We start from the raw sequence: 22,108 nt of genomic DNA, 5'->3' as shown, positions 1-22,108 counted from the left end.
TTCCGTCAACCAAACCGCTCTCCGGCCATCTTTTTGATTTCCATAGAGCATTTACCTTGACACACCTATTTTCCAAACCTAGCGAAATAGCGAGAAAGCAGTAGCAATAAGCACCCCTTTTTGTTAAAATACAGCGTTTTCCACACACAATAGGTGCCGGAAGCCTGCGTAACTAGTCGTATTAGGCAACGCCGATACTGCCGTTGGGCATCGTAAGTAGTCAAGAATAGGGTTATGAGTAGTCGCGAATGGGCATTCTTACCCTGTTATAACCCTATTGTAGCACCGTTTTTCTTCCCTTCCTGCCCCCAAAACATGAAATACGATGAATAAATTCCGCTAGAATAAAAGGCCGTTATTCAACATTAGCCTATCAACCAATCGATTGTCGTTTTTTTCTTTCGTTTTCGGGAGCATACCTTACCTTTACCCGAAAGAATCGATTCTCCATGACTTAAATTTACAAACTGTCACTTTGCTAAAAGACGCAAGACAAGGAGATGTCAAGTATCCGTGAAAGATGATACATCTTACAACGGTAATATCATACATCCTACAACAGTAAGATCATACATCTTACGGCGATAAGATGCTACAACTGTACCTTACTGAAAATAAGTTCGTGCATTAAACTCCATAATCGGACGTTTTAAACTGAATAACGTCGCAAATATCGCAGCGTTTCTCCTGTTCTAATGTCGCATCAAGTACTTAAAATATGTATATACACGAAAGAGATAATTGGACATCATTCAGATAGGACGTTTCCGAGCTTACCGCACTCCTTGAAGAGGTGGGGCGTAAACGAGGAATGCTGTATGGCAGACTTGCCTCACACCATCCCCAACGTCTCAAACATCCCCCGGTAAACGGCGGCCTTCTCCTCCAACGGCCTCGGATAAGCTCTAGAGGATGAAGGCATACGGAACAGCCTCATCGTCCTTCCCATACAAGAAAATTCCGACGAGAAGCCCACTTTAGGCTCCTCCGTGCCGGGCAATACGGAGAGGAGGGTATCCATCGCTTTCTGCCCGGTTACCACGATCGCCACGCATTCCGGTATCTGGGACAAGACCTTTTCCGGATCGATCGGCCGTACCACCTCAAGGAACTTATCGGAGGCATTTGCTTTCAAGCGGATCACCTCCATGGCGGTATCACCGATCCCGATCCCCTTTTCCCGGCAGAAAGCCTTCGCCTTCTCCTCGCTGAACGCCTTCTTGTCTCGCAGGAACGCATCCTTGTTCCCATAGAAAATCAAGCCAAGGATACGCCACATATCATTCTGAATATTCGGGTAATAAAAATCCATGCTCCAACGAGCTCTTGGAGGCGGGAAACTTCCCAGCATCAGCAATCTCGTATTCTCCGGGAGGAAGAAACCTAGCGGATGCAGCTCGGTGGTCATGCTTCCTTGTTCTTTTTGAGTTCCTTCTTCTGATCCTCTTTCGCCAGAAGCACGACGTTATACACGAAGTCCGTGATCCATTGCTCGGAGTAGCCTAGTTTCTCGGCATACTTACGCACGCTCCACGCGGCCTTCTGCACGCTGATATCCTTCCACTCGGACTTGGTCAAGATATCGTGAACCGTCTTCGTCGTCATATTATACAGCAACTTCTTCACCAGCATGGAGAAGCGGAACTTCCACTGCATCAGATTACCAAGCAAGTTGAACAAGTCATTGCAGAAACCTTGGAACATGAAGAAATACGTCTTGATATCGTTCTGGTTCTTGCAGTTCTTCTTCACCGAGCTGTCGATCTCCTTGAAGAAAGCCTCGCTTAGGCCGTAATCCTCCATCAACACCTTGCGCACACGGGATTTCTCGGCGACACCCAATTTGTTATTCTGGGTCGGTATCTTCAACATGCGTTTGAACAAAGCCATATCGGCGAGCATGTTCAAGTTGGTGATACCCAAGTTCACGGCCATAACGGCTTGATAATATACACGGATTAAAGATACGAACTCCTCCACGGAACCTTTGCCGGCCTCTTCCGCCTCAGATACGTTCTTCTTGAATAGCTTAGAGATAAAATTCATCGTACGATTATTAAATAGTTTCGAGCCGCGAATATACGAAAACTTACCGCCAATACAGAATAACTATTCAATTCTCTCCACCGTAACCTCCGGAAATTGCTCCATCAATAGCAACAGTGGACTTTCCTCCGTGTTTTTACGGGCCTTCAACACGATGCTGACGACGTACTCGTCCTTCTCCTGATGCCCCAGTCTTTTCATGTCATAGCTTACCAATAGGAAACCTTTCTCGTAGATAACACGGGCGATCCGGTTGATCGCCTCCTTGTCGGAGGTAGAGAATACCACCAAGGAACCTCGCATCCCGATGCTTTTAAAAATAACGCTCAACAGCTCCAGCCCGGCGAGCGTCAACAAAGTGGCGGCGATACCGAGCCCGTACATGCCTGAGCCGACGGCCAGACCGATACCGGCGGTCGCCCAGATGCCGGCGGCGGTAGTCAATCCCCGCACGAATTGTTTCTGGATGATGATCGTACCCGCCCCGATGAAACCGATGCCACTCACCACTTGGGCGGCCACACGGCTCGGATCGAGACTTACGCTATTCTCTAGGATGACATCTTGGAAGCCATATTGGGAGACAACCATGATCAATGCGCTACCCAACGAAACAAGGAAGTGAGTCCGGTAACCCGCCTCCTTCGCACGGTACTCACGGTCTAGCCCGACAACGGCGCCCAGAATACCTGCCACGAAAAGTCTTAGTATGAAATCCCACATCATAATCAACGATCTTTTAGGTTTTACCCCGAAAGATAGGAATTATTTATTGATTCAGCCGCCATTCACGGTGATAAGAATCGATCGCCTCCCGGACGGAGCCATGTAGGAGTAGGAGGTTCTTGCTCTGCTCGTAATCCAGACGAAGCTCTTCCATGATCATACGGGTGCCACGGTCCACCAATTTTTGGTTGGTCAGTTGCATGTTCACCATCCGGTTCCCCTTCACCCGGCCAAGCTTGATCATCGTGGAGGTCGTGATCATATTCAGCACCATCTTCTGGGCCGTACCGCTCTTCATCCGCGTACTTCCGGTGACGAACTCCGGACCTACTACCGGCTCGATGGCGATCTCCGCCTCCGCCGCCATCGGAGAGTCCGGGTTGCAGGAGATAGAGGCCGTCAGGATTCCCTCGGAGCGTGCCTTACGCAGGGCGCCGATCACGTAGGGAGTCGTACCCGAGGCGGCTATCCCCACCAAGGTGTCGTTCGTATTGATATGATATTGTTGAAGTTCCTCCCAAGCCTTATCCAGATCGTCTTCCGCCGACTCCACGGGATTCCGGAGCGCCCGGTCGCCGCCGGCGATCAAACCGATCACCAAGGTATTCGACATACCGTACGTGGGAGGGATCTCGGAGGCGTCCAAGACACCCAAGCGACCACTCGTACCCGCCCCGATATAGAAGAGCCTACCGCCTCTCCGCATCCGCTCTACGATACGGGTTACCAGCTTCTCGATCTTCGGGATCTCCCTGCCAACGGCGATCGCCACTTTCCGGTCCTCGTTATTGATGCCTTCCAGCAACTCCCGGACAGACATCTGATCCAGATTATCGTACAACGATTCCAACTCGGTTATCTTTTGAAATGCCATAACTCATTCATTGTTTTCTTCGTTCGTAAAATGATACCGGATCAATCCGTTCATGGGAGCCTGTACGACCGTACCGACCTTCAAGCCTAAGGATAAAGCCGCAGCTCTCAATACCTCCTGATAATAATAGGCGATAGAGCCTACGAAATGAATCGGGTACGTATCAGCTCCCGGATATAACGCCACGTTACGGAGGAAAAAGCTACGGAAACTCGTATAGACCAAATTATAAATCGGTTGCTCGGTGATATTCTCCAACAAGAAACGGGATAAGGTAGCCAAGAAACGATTCGGGAAAGGTTGTTTATATACCCGCTCCAACAATAAGGCGGGCGTCAACTCATATTGATCCATAAACTTCTGAACCAAAGGCGCCGGCAACTGACGCTTCAAGCAATCCCCAACCAATAACTTCCCGAGCACGGCGCCACTACCCTCATCCCCCAGAATGAATCCCAAGGGAGAGATATGCTCCGTTATCTCCGTCCCGTCATACAGACAAGAATTCGATCCCGTTCCCAATATACAGGCGATTCCCGGACGGCTCCCGCATAAGGCACGAGCAGCCGCCATCAAGTCGCTATACACCTCTATGGGAGCCGGGATATAAGGCGTAATCGCCTCTTCCACGATCCGGTTCTTCTCCGGGAAGGCGCAACCGGCGCCATAGAAGTAAATGGCATCGATCCGCTCACCCCTCAACGCGGGCAATAAAGCACCCCGGATTTCTCCGGCAATCTCCTCCCGTGTCTGGAAATAAGGATTGGTACCCGCTGTCACGACCGTACGGACCGGTCTGCCTTGATCCGCCAAGCACCACTCCGTCTTTGTAGATCCGCTATCCGCAATCAGTATCATATACTTATTAGAATATCAAGTTCTGAAGGATATATACCACCGCGCCGGACAGGTATCCCGCCAAGGCCAGCAGCGAGATATTCTTCAAGTACCAAATAAAATTGATCCGTTCCAAGCCCATCACGACGACTCCGGCGGCGGAACCGATGATCAACATACTTCCACCCACACCGGCGCAATACGCCAAGAACTGCCAGAACACGCCGTCTTGCATGAAGTTCGCCAGATAAGCCGGATCAGTCGCCGCAGCCACCATAGCGTCCGTAGCCACCGGGTACATACCGATAGCCCCCGCTACCAACGGAACATTATCTACGATAGACGATAAGGCGCCGATAATCAGGTTCACCGCAAACACATTGCCTACCGTATCGTCCAGCCAGAAAGCGAAATCCGACAATACGCCGCTATAACGCAAGGCGTCCACCGCCAAAAGAATTCCGAGGAAGAATAACAAGGTCGCCCCGTCTATACGGTGAACCACCTTGGACAAGCGCAATTTCAAGTCCTCATCGATCGGTTTACGGGCGTATAGCATCTCCGTATAGAACCAAAGGATACCCACTCCCATCAAGATACCCATAAACGGGGGAAGATGAGTAACCGTCTTGAATACAGGCACGAACAATAAACACAACACACCGATGATCAAGATCGATAACTTCTCCTTATCCTTCAATTTCTTCAGCAACTCATTGTCCGCCTCCATTTGCGAGAACGCGTTAGGGGGCGTCACGTTGCCATGCAAGAAACGCATGGCGATCAAGACCGGGATCAACGCCGATACGATACTCGGCAGGATCAAATGGGGGATCGTGGATGAGGTGGAGATATTTCCTCTTACCCAAAGCATGATCGTAGTCACGTCGCCGATCGGTGACCAAGCGCCACCGCTATTCGCCGCTATAATAATGATACTGCCGAACACCCACCGCTCTTTATAATTCCCGAGCAACTTACGGATCAACATGATCATGACGATCGAGGTCGTAAGGTTATCCAACACGGCCGACATAAAGAACGTGATCACGGCAATCAACACCAGCAGTTTCTTCTTTTTCTTCGTGGTAATATGATTCGTGATAAACATGAAACCGCCATGGGCATCAATCAACTCCACGGTTATCATCGCCCCGATCAGGAATATAAGCGTCTCGGCGATCTCTCCGATACTATCCAGAACCTGATGCTCCACGACGAACCGGGTACATTGTTCCTTAAACGTTAAAGAACCCAAAGAGGGGAACGATTCCAAGAACAAGCTGAATTCCTCTGCCGAGGCCCTCGGGATGAAAAACGGGGCCGCATACGTGTACATGACCCATAAGACCGTACCGATAAGCAAAGCCGTCCCCGCCTTGTTTATCTTTAGAGGATGTTCCAATGCGATCATCAAATAACCTACAAGGAACACTATGACCATTGCTGTCAACATAACTTCATGATTTAAGTTTAAACGCTACAAATGTAGAAATAATAACTCTGTAACACGATAGAAAGACGGAATGTTTTTTTAAGATAATTTTACCAAACATGCGAAAGGAACCGGACCACTCCGATTCCTTTCCTATTCTCTCGAGGGAAAACTATAACCCCGAGACAATTCACTCTACAACCAACATCTTATCACCCACGGAGACCTTGTCTGTCTCATTGATATACACCTCTTTCACCACTCCATCGATCGGCGTACGGATCTCGTTCTCCATCTTCATGGCAACCAATACGCAAAGCGGGTCTCCCGCCTTGACCTCATCGCCTACCTTGACATATACCTTCTGGATCACGCCCGGCATCTGGGCCTGTATGACTTGACGGCCGACCGTCTTGGAACTGGTTCTCGACAGGCGTAATTTCTTCAACTCGTCAATCACCTGTACTTGGAAATAATCACCTTTATTCTTTACCTCATAGGTGGAATCTCCAACACTGGATATTTGTACGCCATGGGATTTATGGTTCATGATGATCGAGTGGATCGTATCTCCGCCCAGATTGTAATCTACATCATAAACGGTACCGTTTACGGATACTTTCTTGATAGGCCCGTCTTCCAGAATCTCTACCTTGAACTCTGTGTCGGGAATATCGTTAACCGTGGCAAAATAAGTCGCTAAAGCCTTTGACATAATCATTCCTCCTCTCATTAAAAGTTATTGGCCAACATTTGTAATTTCCCGTAGTGTTTCCACAGGGACTCCCCTACCAGCGGAACGGTCGTCGCACGGGCGGCCGCCTCTTTCTCCTCCTCGTAATGCTTCAAGGCGGCGGCGATCACGGCTACGGTCGGGTCGCTGTTCTGGCGACGCTTCAAGTCTTCCTTATCGAACTTGGTGTCGATAAAGGTCGTATCGTAATTCCCCTTCAAGAAGGTCGCGTTATGCAACACACGCAGGTGGAACGGAATCGTTGTCTTGATTCCCAAGATCTTGTATTCCCGCAAGGCACGTATCATATTCGAGATGGCGGACTCACGGGTCCGGCCCCATGTGCAAAGCTTGGCGATCATCGGATCGTAATGCAAGGACACCTCGAAACCGGCGTAAGCGGCGCTATCCAGACGTACGTTACGTCCCTCGGGAGCCTCACGCACCTTGATCACGCCCGGAGAGGGCATAAAGTTATTTTCCGGGTCCTCCGCATAGATGCGGCATTCCAAGGCATGCCCCCGGCAAGCCACATCTTCCTGCTTATAAGGCAGGCGGTTTCCTGCGGCCACCAAGATCATATCGCGAACCAAGTCCACGCCCGTTGTCTCCTCCGTCACCAGATGCTCCACTTGAAGGCGGGTATTCATCTCGAGGAAATAGAAGTTCTGGTCCTTATCCATCATGAACTCCAACGTCCCGGCACTGTAGTAACCGATTTTCTTGCAAGCCTCCACCGCTACGGCCAACATCTTCTGGCGAGCGGCCTCCTTCACGAATGGAGAGGGCGCTTCCTCGATCACCTTTTGGTTACGGCGCTGGATGGAGCACTCACGCTCATACAGATGGATCACGTTCCCATATTTATCCCCGAGTACCTGCACCTCGATATGATGGGGGTTCTCGATATACTTCTCGATATAGATGGCATCGTTCCCGAACGAGTTGGCAGCCTCGGAACGAGACATACGGAAAGCCGCTTCCATCTCATCCTCGCCATGCACCAAGCGCATACCCTTTCCACCGCCTCCGGCAAGTGCCTTCAGCATGATCGGATAACCCACCTCGGCGGCTACCTTCTTGGCATCCTCTATGTCCGCCACCGGCTTTTCCGTTCCGGGTACAACCGGTACACCGGCTTCTTTCATGATCTTACGGGCCTCGGTCTTGATACCCATCTTAGCGATCACGTCGGCGCTCGGGCCGATAAAGATCACGCCTTCCTCCTCGCAACGACGGGCGAAGTCGGCGTTCTCCGACAAAAAGCCGTAACCCGGATGAATGGCGGCTCCTGTCTTCTTGGCGATCTCAAGGATCAAGTCCGGCTTCAAGTAAGAGGTATCCGCTTCATCTTCCGAGATGCAGTAAGCTTCCTCCGCATAACGTACATGTAATGCTCCGCGATCCACATGCGTATAGATCGCTACAGTCGGGATGTTCATCACCCGGCAGGTGCGGAATATCCGCATCGCTATCTCGCCACGATTGGCTACTAATACTTTCTTTATCATAAGGATTCGTTTTTAAAGAGGAATATTGGAATGCTTCTTCGGAGGATTGGATTGCCGTTTGTTGGCCAGCAACTCAAAACTACGGATCAAGCGGCTGCGTGTGATAGACGGCTCGATGATCTCGTCTACATAGCCTAACTCAGCGGCCCGGTACGGGTTAGCGAACTTCTCCCGGTAATCGGCTTGCAATTCCTTCCGTTTGCCTTCGGGATCTTCCGCGGTCTTCAAATCCTTACGGAACAAGATATTCACGGCACCATCCGGTCCCATGACAGCGATCTCGGCGGTTGGATAAGCGAAGTTGATATCGCCCCGGATATGCTTGGAGCTCATCACGTCGTAAGCGCCGCCATAAGCCTTTCGGGTAATGACGGTCACTTTCGGCACGGTAGCCTCGCAATACGCATACAATAACTTAGCGCCATGACGGATAATTCCCTCGTACTCTTGGTTCACGCCCGGCAAGAAACCCGGTACATCCACCAGCGTCAACAACGGTATATTAAACGCGTCGCAGAAACGGACGAAACGGGCGGCCTTTACGGACGCGTTGATATCCAGCGTACCGGCCAACGCGGCAGGTTGATTCGCCACGACACCGATCGTCTTTCCATTCAAACGGATATAACCGATAATGATGTTCTTGGCATATTCCTCTTGTATCTCGAAGAAGTTTTGATCATCAGCCACGGAAAGGATCAGTTCCTTCATGTCGTACGGCTGGTTGGGATTGGTAGGAACCAGCAGATCCAATTGCGGATCGATGCGGTTCGGGCTATCGGTAGTAGGAACGAATGGCGGCTCTTCCATATTATTATTCGGCAAGAACGACATCAACTCACGTATCTTCAAGATACAATCCATATCGTTATCCGCCGTGCAATGAGCCACTCCGGAACGGGTGCTATGCACTTCCGAGCCTCCCAGATTCTCCATCGTAACCTCTTCTTGCGTCACGCTTTTCACGACCTCCGGGCCGGTGATAAACATATAGCTCGTTTGTTTTACCATAAAGATAAAGTCCGTCAACGCCGGCGAGTAAACCGCTCCACCCGCACACGGGCCCATAATGGCGCTAATCTGCGGGATCACGCCCGAAGCCAACGAGTTCCGGAGGAATATCTCGGCGTATCCCGCCAAGGAACGAACTCCTTCTTGAATACGTGCGCCTCCCGAATCGTTCAACCCGATCACCGGAGCGCCTAGTTCCGTTGCCATGTCCATGATCTTACAGATCTTACGGGCATACGTCTCAGACAAGGCTCCACCGAATACCGTGAAGTCCTGAGCGAAAACAAATACCGTGCGTTGCCCGATCATTCCATAACCGGTGACCACGCCATCCCCTAATGGACGCTGTTTTTCTAAACCGAACTCATGGCACGTATGTGTCACGAACTTGTCGATTTCCACGAAACTACCTTTTTCCAATAGTAGTTCGATTCTTTCTCTAGCGGTTAGTTTACCTGCCGCATGTTGCTTCGCAATGCGGTCTTCTCCGCCCCCTAACTCAGCTTTGTGGTTGAGAGCTTTTAATTGTTCAATTTTTTCCTTCATGGCGTATCTCTTTAATTATCCGGGAAACGTTCAATATATTAGAAAACAAAGTCTGTAAATGTATTGTTTCCTAAAAAAACGAAATGTCTCATATATTACCTCTATCGCCCGATCAATGAGATCTATCAAGAAGGATATTTTTTAGTAAATACTGAAATCTTGCGGCTTGATCACGAAACCGATCCGCAGCATGCTTTTGTATTGATTGTATTCCAAAAGGTTCTCACCGTAACCATTATAATATTGCAGGAAGAAATATTGGTTCTCGTTATTATTAAACTTATAGCTCAACTCGATCTGAGTGTTAAAGCTGAACCAAGTCTTTCGTTTGGTCAAGATAACCCCGCAGTTAAAGCGCCTGTTGTCCGTCCGGTAATTGGCGGCTACTTGGAATATACCGTTATATTTAAGGATGTCTTTATTTTCCCCACCATCCACGATCGGTATCCAACCCTTGAATTGAACTTCCCAATTCTTATTCAACAAGACAGCCGCCGCTAGGGTGATCTTGTTCCAACTTCGGGAGAAGATGCTATCTTTACCGTTCGACTCGTGCTCGACCATCAAATAGCCTTTTCCGATATATTTATTCTTATGTACGATAAGGTGTCCCAAACCGATACCCGGATTAAAATTCAGGTCACGCATCGGCAAGGACTCTTGAAAGACATTCCAAAAAGCCTTTTGCGTGTATTGCAAGAAAAGATAGGTATCAAACGGGAGTTTACTTTTCGTAAGACGCTGGGCGATACTCAACTGGAATTTAACGTCGGAGTTTCTCGCCGTAGGCTTGTTGCCTATAGGGATACCGCCAATGAAATAATTGTCCTTGAATAAGGTAAAATAAGGTGACTCATCCAAAATCGCACGAATACTATCCGCATTATAACTCTCTTCCGGCCCTTTCGCTAGAACCTGCGAATGTACCATACCGCTAACAAGAAGGAAAAGAAAGGATATAATCGTTTTTTTCATAAATGATCTTAAATTATAAATATGTCCGCAAATATAGGGGAAACGGCAGTTGGCTTTATCGCCCAAATTACATGAATAATGGTCGTTTCACCTATGAATATAATATATAAACCAAAATTCAAGAGGTTAGTTCATTTTTCCTATATTCGCGCCTATGGAAGAAATCTATAGTTATTACAAAGAAAATATCGACGCTTATACACGGCGCTTGGGTAATTTGAAAAAGAAGATCCATTTGATGGGGAGTATCCGGTTGGCTTTAGTGGCGGGAGCGATCCTCTCCTTATGGATATTCAGGGATGAGAGTTGGCAATGCCTGACGGGGATCACCTTCGCTTATATCATCCCGTTCGCGCTCCTGATGTGGTACCATAATAAAATGTACGCACGAAAAGTATACGCCGAGACCTTGATCAAACTGAACGAGGATGAGCTAAAAGGACTGGACTATGATTTCAGCGCGTTCGACGGGGCGGCCGATAAGATCTCGGGCGAGCACTCTTTCTGCTTGGATCTGGATGTGTTTGGAGACCGCTCCTTGTTTCAATCGCTCAATCGTACCATAACCGGGTTCGGGCGGGAACGACTGGCCGGTTGGCTCTCGAATCCCCTGACGGACAAGAAGGAGATCGTCAAACGGCAAGAGGCTGTCAAGGAATTAGCGGCTTTATCCGCCTTACGGCAACATTTCTATGTGACGGGGATTATCCGGCAGGACACGCAAGATACGAGAGACAACGATATCAACTTTATGGACCGACTCACTCAGCGTAAGCATAAATTCGTTGATAGCCTACCGTGGAAACTATTGATCTGGGCGGTCCCAGTGTTGTGGATCGTATTGGGTATCGCTTACTCGCTGGATTGGATCAGCGGGAGTTTATTGAATATTTATTTCTTAATCACGTTAGTGATCGCTTACGGACGAGCCAAGGAAATCAACGCGCTTTATGCGACCGTCAATAAGATGGAGTCTATTTTCAATCGGTACTCAAAGCTGATGCGATGTGTGGAAGAAGATAATTTCCAGTCGGAAGAGCTGAAAGAGATCAGCGGGCAATTAGCGAATGAGAAGGAATTGGCCTCGCATGCTATCAAACGCTTGTCGTCGTATATCGGAGGATTAGACCAACGATTCAGTTTGGCGGGTATCATTTTCAATCTTTTCTACTTGCGGGATACACGCCACGCCATCCTTTTGGAACGCTGGATTCAGACTTACTCCGATAAACTTCCGCTTTGGTTCGACGCGCTGGCTCGTTTCGACGCGCTGAACTCGTTGGGTGGTTTCGCTTTCAACCATCCGGAATACATCTATCCGGAGATCGCCGACACTTATTTCCAAATGGAAGGCAAGGCTTTGGGACATCCTCTTTTGAACCGGGATGTCTGCGTAAAGAACGATATCGATATCCGCAAAAGTCCTTGGTTCCTGATTATCACCGGAGCGAATATGGCCGGAAAAAGTACATACCTCCGGACGATCGGTGTCAATTACTTATTGGCTTGCGTAGGCGCTCCGGTCTGCGCCGCCTCCTTGACGGTTTATCCCGCCCACATGGTTACCAGCTTGCGTACCTCAGATTCCTTGGCTAGCAACGAGTCTTATTTCTTCGCGGAGTTGAAACGGCTGAAAATGATTATCGACAGGCTGCAAAACGGGGAGAAGCTATTTATCATCTTGGACGAGATCTTGAAGGGAACAAATTCTATCGACAAGCAGAAAGGCTCTCTTGCCCTTATGAAACAGCTGGTCGCTTATAAGGCTTGCGGCATCATCGCCACCCACGATTTAGTGTTGGGTACTTTGGAGGAAGAGTTCCCGGAACAAATAAAGAATTACCGCTTCGAAGCGGATATAAAAGACGAGGAGCTATCCTTCTCTTATCAACTAAGAGAAGGGATAGCCCAGAATATGAACGCTTGTTTCTTAATGAACAAGATGGGAATCTTGTTTAATTGAAAATTGAAAATTGAAAATTGAGACAAGTGGTAAAATAACTGTCACTTGTCAACCGTCAACTACTTTTTGTATTTGGTTTTGATTGCGGGTAGGACTTTTTGGATTTCCGCTATACGAGTGGCATCACTGGGGTGCGTACTCATAAATTCCGGCGTAGAGCCACTCTTTCCGGCGGACATCTTTTGCCAGAAGTTGACTGCCACGTCCGGATTGTACCCCGCCATAGTCATGAATACCAATCCCATATAATCCGCTTCCGACTCGTGCTTACGGGAGAAAGGAAGCATTACGCCATACTGCGCTCCCACACCATATACCGTATTGGCCGCTTGCTTTACCGCCGCGCTCTTATTGCTTACGGCCGCACCTAAAATAGCCGCCCCGTATTGGGCCATTAGTTGCTGGCTCATACGCTCATTGCTGTGTTTAGCTACGGCATGGGCGACCTCATGCCCGATGACCACCGCCAATTCATCGTCCGAGGAAACCAAAGGCAGCAATCCCTCGTACACCACGATCTTGCCGCCCGGCATACAGAAGGCGTTCACCTGCGGATCATCCACCAAATTAAACTCCCAAGAGAAGTTTTTTACCTCATCCGCCATCCCGTTCGCCCGCAAATAGTCCTCCGTAGCGGCGGCTATCTTCTTTCCGACCCGGGTTACCATAGCGCTCTTGTTCGCGTTCGTCGATTTCTTCGCCGTCTTTATATAATCGTTATACTGGGTAAGGCTGGACGATAACACCTCTTGGTCCGAAACCAACAGCACTTGCTTACGTCCTGTCAACGGTACGCTGGAACAGCCTGCCAATAAAAGCAAGGCCACGAATAAACTTGCTATTTTTCTCATATCCTTTTACTTGAAATTAAACCTGATACTCTCTTTTTAATAACGCAAAGATACTACCATTTTGTTCAAAACGACCACCCCCTTTCGCTCTTTCTATAGGAAGTATTAGCCTTTTCTTTCAATAACATCCATCATCTACCATCCGTTGCATGATCATCCACCAATTGGTACATGATCTTCTAACAGCTGTTGCATGATCCTCCAACGGATGATAGAAGACGAATATAAATAGATGAAAAGCCTAACACTTACAGTGATTAAACCTAAGCTAAGCAGGAAAATCCCTTACCCCCTACTTATATCAGAAAAAAAAGCCCTTGATTGTATATTTATTCAACAATACTCTTTATATTTGCAGCCTGTTTTGCATAAATATACAATATGAGTACAAAGAAGGAACGATTGGATGCCATTTGCGGTATTATACAGACGAAAGCGATCAGTAACCAAGAAGAGCTGCTTAAAGAATTGGAAGATAGCGGATTCTCGGTTACGCAAGCTACGCTTTCCCGCGACATCAAGCAACTGAAAGTAGCCAAGGTACACGACGGAAACGGAGATTATGTATATCGCCTTCCCGGAGAGAGTATAAGCAAACAAGCACAGCCTGAAGGCAAGAAAAAGCCGAATATCGAGTTTTCCGGAAACTTGGCGGTGGTGAAAACACGACCGGGTTACGCCATGGGAATCGCCTCGGACATAGACTCCCACGCCCCCAGCGAGATACTGGCCACCATAGCCGGAGACGATACGATCTTGGTAATCCCCCGCAACGGTGTGAGCCAAGACAAGGTGATTGCCGCTTTATCACATTTTATATAAAAGGAAAAAACTAAGAACAAACAATAAAATGGAACAAGAAATAGAAATTGATGTTATGATCGCTGATGCCTCTCACGAGGTATATGTGGATACGATCCTAGAAACGATCGAGTCTGCCGCTAAAGTCCGGGGCACGGGTATCGCCAAACGTACGCACGAGTATGTGGCCCAGAAGATGAAAGAGGGCAAAGCGGTGATCGCCTTGGCGGGAAACGAGTTCGCCGGATTTAGTTATATCGAGTCATGGGGAAACAAGCAGTACGTGACTACCTCCGGCTTGATCGTGCATCCGAATTTCCGGGGCTTGGGTATCGCGAAACGCATCAAGGACATGACCTTCCAGCTTGCCCGCATGCGCTGGCCGAAAGCGAAGATATTCAGCCTTACCTCCGGCGCTGCCGTGATGAAGATGAATACCGAGCTGGGATATGTACCGGTTACGTTCTCCGACTTGACGGACGATGAGGCTTTCTGGCGAGGTTGCAACGGTTGCGTGAACCACGATATCTTGGAACGCACCGAACGTAAGTATTGCATCTGCACGGCCATGCTGTTCGACCCGGCCGATCCGCATCGTGCGCAACGAGAGCGGGAGGCCCGTAATCAGACTAAAAAGGACTAAATGAATACGATAAAAAAATAACATAAAATAAAGAAACAATGAAGAAGAAAGTAGTAGTAGCGTTCAGCGGAGGTTTGGATACCTCATTCACGGTCATGTATCTGGCTAAAGAAAAAGGATACGAGGTATACGCCGCTTGCGCTAACACAGGTGGTTTCAGCGAGGAACAATTGAAACAAAACGAGGAGAACGCCTATAAGCTAGGCGCCACGAAATACGTGACGATCGACGTTACGAAAGAGTATTACGAGAAGAGCTTGAAGTACATGATTTTCGGAAACGTGCTGCGTAATGGTACGTATCCGATCTCCGTAAGCTCCGAGCGTATCTTCCAAGCCTTGGCGATCGCCCGCTACGCGAACGAGATTGGCGCCGACGCTATCGCCCATGGTTCTACCGGAGCCGGTAACGACCAGATCCGTTTCGATATGACTTTCTTGGTATTGGCTCCGAACGTGGAGATTATCACGTTGACCCGCGATATGGCCTTGAGCCGTGATTTTGAGATCAACTACTTGAAGGAGCACGGTTTCGAGGCCGATTTCACGAAGTTGAAATATTCCTATAACGTAGGTCTTTGGGGAACCTCTATCTGCGGTGGCGAGATTCTTGATTCCGCGCAAGGACTGCCCGAGAGCGCTTATCTGAAACAAGTGGAGAAGACCGGCAGCGAGCAATTGCGCATCGAGTTCAAGAACGGTGAGGTTCATGCCGTGAATGGTGAGGTGTTTGAGGATAAGATCGCCGCTATCCAGAAGATCGAGGAGATCGGGGCCGCTTACGGTATCGGCCGTGATATGCACGTGGGCGATACGATCATCGGTATCAAGGGACGGGTCGGTTTCGAGGCCGCCGCTCCTATGTTGATTATCGGGGCGCACCGCTTCCTAGAGAAATATACGTTGAGTAAATGGCAACAATACTGGAAGGATCAGGTAGCGAACTGGTACGGCATGTTCTTGCACGAGAGCCAATATCTGGAACCGGTGATGCGCGATATCGAGGCGATGTTGCAAGAGTCTCAGCGTAACGTGAACGGTACGGCTATTCTGGAGCTTCGTCCGTTGTCCTTCTCTACCGTTGGCGTAGAATCTGAGGATGACTTGGTGAAGACGAAATTCGGTGAGTACGGAGAGATGCAGAAAGGCTGGACCGCCGAGGACGCTAAAGGCTTCATCAAGGTTCTTTCCACTCCGTTGCGTGTTTATTATACGAACCATAAAGACGAAGAGATATGATTAAATGCGGAATTATAGGCGGAGCGGGTTACACGGCGGGTGAATTGATCCGCCTGCTCCTAAACCACCCTGATGCCGAGCTTACATTTATAAACAGTAGCAGTAACGCCGGTAACAAGATCACGGACGTGCATGGCGGTCTTTATGGCGAGACGGATTTGGTGTTCACCAGCGAGTTGCCGCTGGATAGCATCGACCTTCTGTTCTTCTGTACCGCTCATGGCGATACGAAAAAGTTCATGGAGAGCCACACGGTCCCCGAGAACGTGAAGATTATCGACCTGAGCATGGACTACCGGATCGAAGGCCCGGAGCACGATTTCGTGTACGGCCTGCCGGAATTGAACCGCCGCCGGATTTGCAACGCCCGGCATATAGCGAACCCCGGTTGTTTCGCTACTTGCATCCAATTGGGCGTATTGCCGTTGGCGAAGCACTTGATGCTGAATTCCGACTTGCATGTCAATGCCATCACGGGATCAACGGGAGCGGGCGTGAAGCCTTCTTCCACCTCTCACTTTAGCTGGCGCAACGACAACATATCGATCTATAAGCCTTTTACGCATCAGCACTTGGCCGAGATCAACCAAAGCTTGAGCCAGTTGCAGAAGAGCTATTCAAGCCGGATCAACTTCATCCCCGTACGCGGTAATTTCTCCCGTGGTATATTCGCCACGACGTACATCGATTGCAAGATCGACTTGGTGGAGATCCGACGTATTTATGAGGAATACTATGATGATCACAGCTTCACGTTTATCACCGATAAGAACCCGGATTTGAAACAAGTGGTAAATACGAATAAATGCTTGATCCACTTACAGAAAATAGAAGATAAGCTTCTTATCATCTCTATGATCGATAACTTATTGAAGGGCGCTAGCGGCCAAGCGGTCCACAACATGAATCTATTGTTCGGGTTGGAGGAGACGGTTGGTTTACACTTAAAACCCTCCGCGTTTTAAAAAATACTATAAAGATGAATTTATTCGACGTATATCCATTATTTAATATAGAGATCGTACAAGGCAAGGGATGTCATGTATGGGATAGCGAGGGAAACGAGTACCTCGACTTATATGGCGGCCATGCCGTGATCTCGGTGGGGCACAGCCACCCTACTTACGTAAAGGCGATTACCGAGCAGGTAAATAAATTAGGCTTTTACTCGAACTCGGTTATCAATAGCTTGCAACAAAAATTAGCGGATAAGCTAGGGAAGGCTTCCGGCTACGATGATTATTCGTTGTTCTTGATCAACTCCGGAGCGGAGGCGAATGAGAACGCGTTAAAACTCGCCTCTTTCCATAATGGCAAGAAGCGGGTGATCGCATTCAAGCACGCCTTTCATGGGCGTACCTCCGCCGCCGTACGTGTGACAGATAACCCGAAGATCATCGCTCCGGTAAATGAGGATCTAGCGGTTACTTATCTTCCATTGAACGACGCTTCCGCCGTAGAGGAAGAACTGAAAAAGGGGGATGTATCGTCCGTGATCATCGAAGGTATCCAAGGAGTAGGTGGCATCCAATTGCCGACGGATGATTTTATGCGTGAGTTACGCAACCTGTGTACGACTTATGATGCCTGTCTGATCTTGGATGAGATCCAGTCCGGATATGGAAGAAGCGGTAAATTCTTCGCGCATCAATATGCCGGTATCAAGCCGGATTTGATCTCAGTAGCGAAAGGTATCGCCAATGGCTTCCCGATGGGTGGGTTATTGATCAGCCCGAAATTCAAGCCGGTTTATGGTATGCTCGGCACTACTTTCGGCGGTAACCATTTGGCTTGCGCAGCCGCTATCGCCGTTCTCGATATTATGGAAGACGAGCGTTTGATTGATAACGCGGCGAAAGTGGGTGCCTATTTATTGGAAGAGCTTCATAAACTTCCGGGTATCAAGGAAATTCGGGGCCGTGGTTTGATGATCGGTATCGAGTTCGAGGAATCTATCAAGGAAGTGCGTAGCAAACTTCTCTTTGAGGAGAAAGTGTTCACGGGCGTAGCCGGAACCCATACGATCCGTCTGCTTCCTCCGCTTTGCTTGACGATGGATGAGGCCAAGGAATTTATCCGTCGCTTTAAGAAAGTCCTAAACGCTTAATTGTTCTTTATTTCATAAAAAGGGAGGATGTCTTAATCAGCGTTCTCCTTTTTTCATTCCTCCCCAACAGCTACGTAAATTAAGTATCACCCTTTGTCAAAAAAACATCATTCCCTTTTCCGAAAAAAACACTAACTTTACGCAGTCTAAACTTTGAGTCTCTAATTACTAATGAACACGATCGATGAAATATCTATTTATAGGAATATTCACTTTGTTGTGCCTATTTGCCTGTCAATCTAACGATTCCAAATACATCATAGAAGGCACCCTACCCACCGCGCAGCAGGATGGGGAATGGATTTATCTGGCACCCATGGAAAACGCCTCGATCGAAAATATCGATTCTACGAGAATAGAGAACGCACGGTTTACTTTCCAAGGAACGGGAGAAGAGATGAAAGTCCTCCGTATGCGTATCCTCTTGCGTCTCAAGTTCCAAGAGCTACTGGTCGTAACGGAACCGGGTGTGACCTCGGTACGGATAGACTCCATCAGCTCGGCCTCCGGTACACCGCAAAACGACGCCTTGCAGCATTGGAAAGACTGGAAGCAAAAGACCGATGGCGAATCCTATGCCCTATGGACAGCGCTTAAGACCTGCTCGCCGGGAGATTCCATCCGCATCAAGCAGACATGGGATTCCTTGAGAGTAGAGACGCAAGCTTTTAATTATGCGTTCATGAAAGAACATATCAACCAAACGGTCGGGAAATTCCTCTATAAGATGATAAAAACCTCCTTGACCGAAGAGCAACGAAAGGAACTGGATGAAGCGAATCATTAAACAGGATCTGTCGATCACGCTAGCGGTACTGGCGATAGCGATCTTCGCTTTCTTCTTCTGGATGTACCCCTATCATTTATTCCACAAAGAGCAAATGATGCTGTTCTTGTACAGCGCCGAGTTTCTCCATGGATATTTTCAGGAGGAAGCGTGGCTGGCTTGTCTCACCGGCGATTTCCTCACGCAATTCTTTTATTATATCGGGGGAGGCCCGTTCATCCTAAGCGTTGTCTTAACTTTATTTGCCCTGCTTACCTATCGGACATTCCGGCAATTCGTCAGCAAGAGATACGCCCTTCCTCTTATGATACTACTTGTATTATGGGAGGCCGGAAGGTCTTGCGGACTCGCCTATCCGTTATCCGCGACTCTCTCCTTGATCGGAGCAGAAGGTGTTTTCCTGTTATATAGCCGGAGCCAAACTGAGGGGCAACGTCTTCTTACCTGCATTCCTGCCATGCTTCTTTGCTATTGGTGCTTCGGGTACGGGGCATGGCTCTGTCTGGCCCTTATGCTGGCCGCCGGAATCATAGCGCACCATCAAAAGCTAAGTGCCCTGCTCGCGGTTGGTATATTGCTTCTTCCAGCGACCCAATATCCCGCTACCACTTGGTGGAGTAAGCCGGATCTCGACCGGGAGTATGTACTCAGCCTCGATGTGGAACATTATTTCGGAAATATACAAAAGATGAGGAAACATCTCGAGACAGACCGCCAAATCCTTTGGGTGACCTATTACCGGAACCTGTACAATGCCACGCATCCGTCCGAGATCAACTCACCCGTATCTCTCTCCCGGAACCTCCTAGCGTGGAATCAACCGGGTACGAATGGGTTGATCCTTCCCGTGAACCCATCTGCTTCTTTTCTCTCTATCCTATTCGCCAACGAGTTATGGTTCACGTTAGGAGATATGACTATGGCCGAGCATTGCGCCATGCTAAGTATGATCTTCTCTCCTCGCAATTCGGGTAGCCGTATGATCAAACGGCTGGCTGAGATCAATCTGGTCAATGGGGATGATGAAGCAGCTCTTAAATATCTACGTATATTAGACAAGACACTCCTTCATAAAAGCTGGGCCGAAAAGAGAATACCCGGTCAGCAAACCCCGCGAGTAAAGGAGTGGCTGGAGAAGAAACGCAGAGACATCCCGACCCAAGACCAAACTACGTTCCGGTAACGATGCCGTGACTTCCTTACGGAACTTAGTCGCCTCGAACGCCGGCAATCTCCGTGCTTACGAATACTTACTCTGCTATCATTTACTCTCTAAAGATCTCCGTTCTTTTGTAGAAGATTATGTACCGGGTAAGGTCTCTAGTTCCATTTTCGCCGAGGCCCTGCTGATCCATCTCGCCCGCCAAGGTAATATCCGTGCGGAAGAGCTTATAAAAGACCAAATCCCGGTAAAGATAGCGAAAGAATTCGCCGATTATACCCGGCTTTATGAGGCAAAGGACACGAGTTTGAAAGAGAAATACGGCAAGACCTATTGGTTCTATTATCATTTTGCGACCACAGAGCCAGGAAAGGAGAGTAAGCCATGAAAGAAGCAAGAATCATGAAAGAGAACATAACCTATTACCTCGTCTGGATAATCTGCTTGCTGGCAGGATGTACCCCTACCCCGAAGCAAATAGAGGATACCACAGACCCAATCCCCATGTATCCCGATTATACGGATATCATGATTCCCACGAATATTGCCCCTCTCAACTTCTTATTGAGAAACGATGCGGACGCTATGCAAGTAACCTTAAAAGGGAAATCAAAAGAGATACAATTATCTTTCGGAAAGAAAGCTATTTTCCCTTTAAACCTATGGGAAAGCCTTTTAGAGCAGGAAGTGGGCAACCGCCTGCAAATAACCGTAGTCGCCCGTATCAAGGGTAAATGGCTCCGTTACCCCTCTTTCTACTGGCAAGTAGTTCCGGAGAAACTGGATAGTTATATAAGCTACCGGCTTATAGAACCCGGCTACGAGGTATGGAACAAGATCCAATTATGCGAGCGGGAGATTAATTCTTTTGAAGAACGGATTATCGCCGACAACAAAGATACCGACGGTTCTTGCATGAACTGCCATATTTACGGAAATAAGAAAGGAAGTTTATCCATGTTCCATTTACGGGGAAAGCAAGGAGGCACCCTGCTGAACCGTAACGGACATTTGAGGAAGTTGAAACTGAGCAACGACAGTCTGCCGAATGGGGCTGTCTATGGCGATTTCCATCCATCGGGGCAGTTCGCCGTTTTTTCCACGAATATCATCATCCCTGCTTTTCATTCGTTAGGGAGTAAGCGATTGGAAGTCTATGATACGACCTCCGACCTAGTGGTTGCCGATTTCAGAAAGAAACAACTCATCACCTCCCCATTGACTAGCCGGAAGGATGAGTTAGAGACCTTCCCAACCTTCTCGCCCGATGGGAACTGGATCTATTATTGCTCCGCTCCCATCCAGCCGTTGCCCGATAGTATCCATAACCTAAAATATTCCCTATGCCGCATATCTTTCCATAAAGATACCAAGGAATGGGGCCAACGGATCGAGACCGTATGGGATGCCCAGAAGCATAATGGCTCCGCCTGCCATCCCAAGATATCGCCCGACGGTAAATACCTGCTTTTCACGGTAGCCGATTATGGAACCTTCCCGATCTGGCACCGAGAAACAGACCTGCATATGATGAACCTCCAGACCGGGAAGATAGATACCTTACCTGCCGTCAACTCCGATAAATCGGATACCTACCATAGCTGGTCCTCTAACAGCCATTGGTTTGTCTTTGCCAGTAAGCGGGATGACGGACTATACGGAAAGCCTTATTTCTCTTACGTGGATAGTACGGGAAAAGCCTATAAACCGTTCGTACTCCCGCAAGAGGATCCGGAACATTATGATATCACGTTGAAATCTTATAATATACCTGAATTATCCACTAGCGAGCTTCCTTTCGACGCTGAAGATGTACAAGAGATCTACTACGACGAGGAAGCTGAGACTTTTAAATAATAGAA

Annotated in this window: 19 protein-coding genes and 1 pseudogene; 9 read left to right on the top strand and 11 right to left on the bottom strand. The window is 48.5% G+C overall.

Translation table 11 applies throughout. The features are described 5' to 3' along the window. Nucleotides 1-832: 832 nt before the first annotated feature. The 10 genes from D7V92_RS13840 to D7V92_RS13795 form a co-directional block, all read right to left on the bottom strand. On the bottom strand, nucleotides 833-1,408 hold the full coding sequence (locus D7V92_RS13840; protein ID WP_009276808.1) for a uracil-DNA glycosylase family protein: 576 nt from the start codon (nucleotides 1,406-1,408) through the stop codon (nucleotides 833-835). After that, the gene (locus D7V92_RS13835; protein ID WP_005855249.1) at nucleotides 1,405-2,046 is read right to left on the bottom strand and encodes a hypothetical protein; all 642 of its coding nucleotides are present in this window, start codon (nucleotides 2,044-2,046) and stop codon (nucleotides 1,405-1,407) included. Before D7V92_RS13835 ends, D7V92_RS13840 begins: the two co-directional genes overlap by 4 nt. A gap of 63 nt (nucleotides 2,047-2,109) precedes the next feature. Further along, nucleotides 2,110-2,772 carry an MgtC/SapB family protein gene (locus D7V92_RS13830; RefSeq protein ID WP_121773107.1) on the bottom strand — a complete coding sequence of 221 codons (663 nt, stop codon included), beginning with the start codon at nucleotides 2,770-2,772 and terminating at the stop codon, nucleotides 2,110-2,112. A gap of 43 nt (nucleotides 2,773-2,815) precedes the next feature. Continuing rightward, nucleotides 2,816-3,646: an N-acetylmuramic acid 6-phosphate etherase gene (gene murQ / locus D7V92_RS13825; RefSeq protein ID WP_121773106.1), complete on the bottom strand. Its 831-nt coding sequence runs from the start codon at nucleotides 3,644-3,646 to the stop codon at nucleotides 2,816-2,818. 3 nt (nucleotides 3,647-3,649) lie between these two features. Further along, nucleotides 3,650-4,504 (bottom strand): ATPase, encoded by an 855-nt coding sequence (locus D7V92_RS13820; RefSeq protein WP_121773105.1) that lies wholly within the window; start codon nucleotides 4,502-4,504, stop codon nucleotides 3,650-3,652. A 7-nt stretch (nucleotides 4,505-4,511) separates the two neighbouring features. After that, nucleotides 4,512-5,939: a sodium:proton antiporter NhaD gene (gene nhaD / locus D7V92_RS13815; protein WP_121773104.1), complete on the bottom strand. Its 1,428-nt coding sequence runs from the start codon at nucleotides 5,937-5,939 to the stop codon at nucleotides 4,512-4,514. Between the two features lie 169 nt (nucleotides 5,940-6,108). Beyond that, the gene (locus tag D7V92_RS13810) at nucleotides 6,109-6,633 is read right to left on the bottom strand and encodes a biotin/lipoyl-containing protein (RefSeq protein WP_036611924.1); all 525 of its coding nucleotides are present in this window, start codon (nucleotides 6,631-6,633) and stop codon (nucleotides 6,109-6,111) included. 17 nt (nucleotides 6,634-6,650) lie between these two features. After that, nucleotides 6,651-8,162 (bottom strand): acetyl-CoA carboxylase biotin carboxylase subunit, encoded by a 1,512-nt coding sequence (gene accC / locus D7V92_RS13805; protein WP_121773103.1) that lies wholly within the window; start codon nucleotides 8,160-8,162, stop codon nucleotides 6,651-6,653. A 12-nt stretch (nucleotides 8,163-8,174) separates the two neighbouring features. Next, entirely contained in the window at nucleotides 8,175-9,719 is a 1,545-nt protein-coding gene (locus D7V92_RS13800) for an acyl-CoA carboxylase subunit beta (RefSeq protein ID WP_005855235.1), read from the bottom strand. A 141-nt stretch (nucleotides 9,720-9,860) separates the two neighbouring features. Then, nucleotides 9,861-10,694 carry a phospholipase A gene (locus tag D7V92_RS13795; RefSeq protein ID WP_121773124.1) on the bottom strand — a complete coding sequence of 278 codons (834 nt, stop codon included), beginning with the start codon at nucleotides 10,692-10,694 and terminating at the stop codon, nucleotides 9,861-9,863. 154 nt (nucleotides 10,695-10,848) lie between these two features. Here D7V92_RS13795 and D7V92_RS13790 point away from each other — a divergent pair, with 154 nt between their 5' ends. Continuing rightward, complete coding sequence (locus D7V92_RS13790) at nucleotides 10,849-12,657, top strand: MutS family DNA mismatch repair protein (protein WP_121773102.1); 1,809 nt, start codon at nucleotides 10,849-10,851, stop codon at nucleotides 12,655-12,657. Between the two features lie 59 nt (nucleotides 12,658-12,716). Here D7V92_RS13790 and D7V92_RS13785 read toward each other — a convergent pair whose 3' ends face one another. Then, on the bottom strand, nucleotides 12,717-13,508 hold the full coding sequence (locus D7V92_RS13785) for a M48 family metallopeptidase (protein ID WP_121773101.1): 792 nt from the start codon (nucleotides 13,506-13,508) through the stop codon (nucleotides 12,717-12,719). Between the two features lie 381 nt (nucleotides 13,509-13,889). Between D7V92_RS13785 and D7V92_RS13780 the strand changes: the two genes are divergently transcribed. The 8 genes and pseudogenes from D7V92_RS13780 to D7V92_RS13745 all read left to right on the top strand — a co-directional run bounded on the left by D7V92_RS13780 (nucleotide 13,890) and on the right by D7V92_RS13745 (nucleotide 22,103). Beyond that, complete coding sequence (locus tag D7V92_RS13780; protein ID WP_121773100.1) at nucleotides 13,890-14,330, top strand: arginine repressor; 441 nt, start codon at nucleotides 13,890-13,892, stop codon at nucleotides 14,328-14,330. Nucleotides 14,331-14,358: 28 nt separating this feature from the next. Then, entirely contained in the window at nucleotides 14,359-14,952 is a 594-nt protein-coding gene (locus tag D7V92_RS13775; RefSeq protein ID WP_121773099.1) for a GNAT family N-acetyltransferase, read from the top strand. A 38-nt stretch (nucleotides 14,953-14,990) separates the two neighbouring features. Next, on the top strand, nucleotides 14,991-16,190 hold the full coding sequence (locus D7V92_RS13770; protein ID WP_005865601.1) for an argininosuccinate synthase: 1,200 nt from the start codon (nucleotides 14,991-14,993) through the stop codon (nucleotides 16,188-16,190). Next, a complete protein-coding gene (gene argC / locus D7V92_RS13765) occupies nucleotides 16,187-17,155 on the top strand; it encodes an N-acetyl-gamma-glutamyl-phosphate reductase (protein WP_036611785.1) in 969 nt (322 codons plus the stop codon). Before D7V92_RS13770 ends, argC begins: the two co-directional genes overlap by 4 nt. A 14-nt stretch (nucleotides 17,156-17,169) precedes the next feature. Beyond that, nucleotides 17,170-18,297: an aspartate aminotransferase family protein gene (locus D7V92_RS13760; protein WP_005855219.1), complete on the top strand. Its 1,128-nt coding sequence runs from the start codon at nucleotides 17,170-17,172 to the stop codon at nucleotides 18,295-18,297. Nucleotides 18,298-18,481: 184 nt separating this feature from the next. Then, nucleotides 18,482-19,084 (top strand): DUF4369 domain-containing protein, encoded by a 603-nt coding sequence (locus D7V92_RS13755; RefSeq protein ID WP_121773098.1) that lies wholly within the window; start codon nucleotides 18,482-18,484, stop codon nucleotides 19,082-19,084. Continuing rightward, a pseudogene (locus D7V92_RS13750) lies at nucleotides 19,068-20,634 on the top strand (DUF6057 family protein). Before D7V92_RS13755 ends, D7V92_RS13750 begins: the two are co-directional and overlap by 17 nt. Then, nucleotides 20,631-22,103, top strand: a complete 1,473-nt coding sequence (locus D7V92_RS13745) for a PD40 domain-containing protein (RefSeq protein ID WP_121773097.1) — start codon at nucleotides 20,631-20,633, stop codon at nucleotides 22,101-22,103. Before D7V92_RS13750 ends, D7V92_RS13745 begins: the two are co-directional and overlap by 4 nt. Nucleotides 22,104-22,108 lie beyond the last annotated feature (5 nt).

Source organism: Parabacteroides sp. CH2-D42-20 (assembly GCF_003670185.1).
In the GTDB taxonomy this organism is placed as follows: Bacteria; Bacteroidota; Bacteroidia; order Bacteroidales; family Tannerellaceae; genus Parabacteroides; species Parabacteroides distasonis.
Note: the sequence above shows the minus strand (reverse complement) of the source record. Positions and strands in the feature narration are given on the sequence as shown.

Coding starts and splice junctions, on each gene's coding strand:
- D7V92_RS13840 (WP_009276808.1), bottom strand. CDS start 1,408: ATGACCACCGAGCTGCATCCGCTAGGTTTCTTCCTCCCGGAGAATACG.
- D7V92_RS13835 (WP_005855249.1), bottom strand. CDS start 2,046: ATGAATTTTATCTCTAAGCTATTCAAGAAGAACGTATCTGAGGCGGAA.
- D7V92_RS13830 (WP_121773107.1), bottom strand. CDS start 2,772: ATGATGTGGGATTTCATACTAAGACTTTTCGTGGCAGGTATTCTGGGC.
- murQ (WP_121773106.1), bottom strand. CDS start 3,646: ATGGCATTTCAAAAGATAACCGAGTTGGAATCGTTGTACGATAATCTG.
- D7V92_RS13820 (WP_121773105.1), bottom strand. CDS start 4,504: ATGATACTGATTGCGGATAGCGGATCTACAAAGACGGAGTGGTGCTTG.
- nhaD (WP_121773104.1), bottom strand. CDS start 5,939: ATGTTGACAGCAATGGTCATAGTGTTCCTTGTAGGTTATTTGATGATC.
- D7V92_RS13810 (WP_036611924.1), bottom strand. CDS start 6,633: ATGTCAAAGGCTTTAGCGACTTATTTTGCCACGGTTAACGATATTCCC.
- accC (WP_121773103.1), bottom strand. CDS start 8,162: ATGATAAAGAAAGTATTAGTAGCCAATCGTGGCGAGATAGCGATGCGG.
- D7V92_RS13800 (WP_005855235.1), bottom strand. CDS start 9,719: ATGAAGGAAAAAATTGAACAATTAAAAGCTCTCAACCACAAAGCTGAG.
- D7V92_RS13795 (WP_121773124.1), bottom strand. CDS start 10,694: ATGAAAAAAACGATTATATCCTTTCTTTTCCTTCTTGTTAGCGGTATG.
- D7V92_RS13790 (WP_121773102.1), top strand. CDS start 10,849: ATGGAAGAAATCTATAGTTATTACAAAGAAAATATCGACGCTTATACA.
- D7V92_RS13785 (WP_121773101.1), bottom strand. CDS start 13,508: ATGAGAAAAATAGCAAGTTTATTCGTGGCCTTGCTTTTATTGGCAGGC.
- D7V92_RS13780 (WP_121773100.1), top strand. CDS start 13,890: ATGAGTACAAAGAAGGAACGATTGGATGCCATTTGCGGTATTATACAG.
- D7V92_RS13775 (WP_121773099.1), top strand. CDS start 14,359: ATGGAACAAGAAATAGAAATTGATGTTATGATCGCTGATGCCTCTCAC.
- D7V92_RS13770 (WP_005865601.1), top strand. CDS start 14,991: ATGAAGAAGAAAGTAGTAGTAGCGTTCAGCGGAGGTTTGGATACCTCA.
- argC (WP_036611785.1), top strand. CDS start 16,187: ATGATTAAATGCGGAATTATAGGCGGAGCGGGTTACACGGCGGGTGAA.
- D7V92_RS13760 (WP_005855219.1), top strand. CDS start 17,170: ATGAATTTATTCGACGTATATCCATTATTTAATATAGAGATCGTACAA.
- D7V92_RS13755 (WP_121773098.1), top strand. CDS start 18,482: ATGAAATATCTATTTATAGGAATATTCACTTTGTTGTGCCTATTTGCC.
- D7V92_RS13745 (WP_121773097.1), top strand. CDS start 20,631: ATGAAAGAAGCAAGAATCATGAAAGAGAACATAACCTATTACCTCGTC.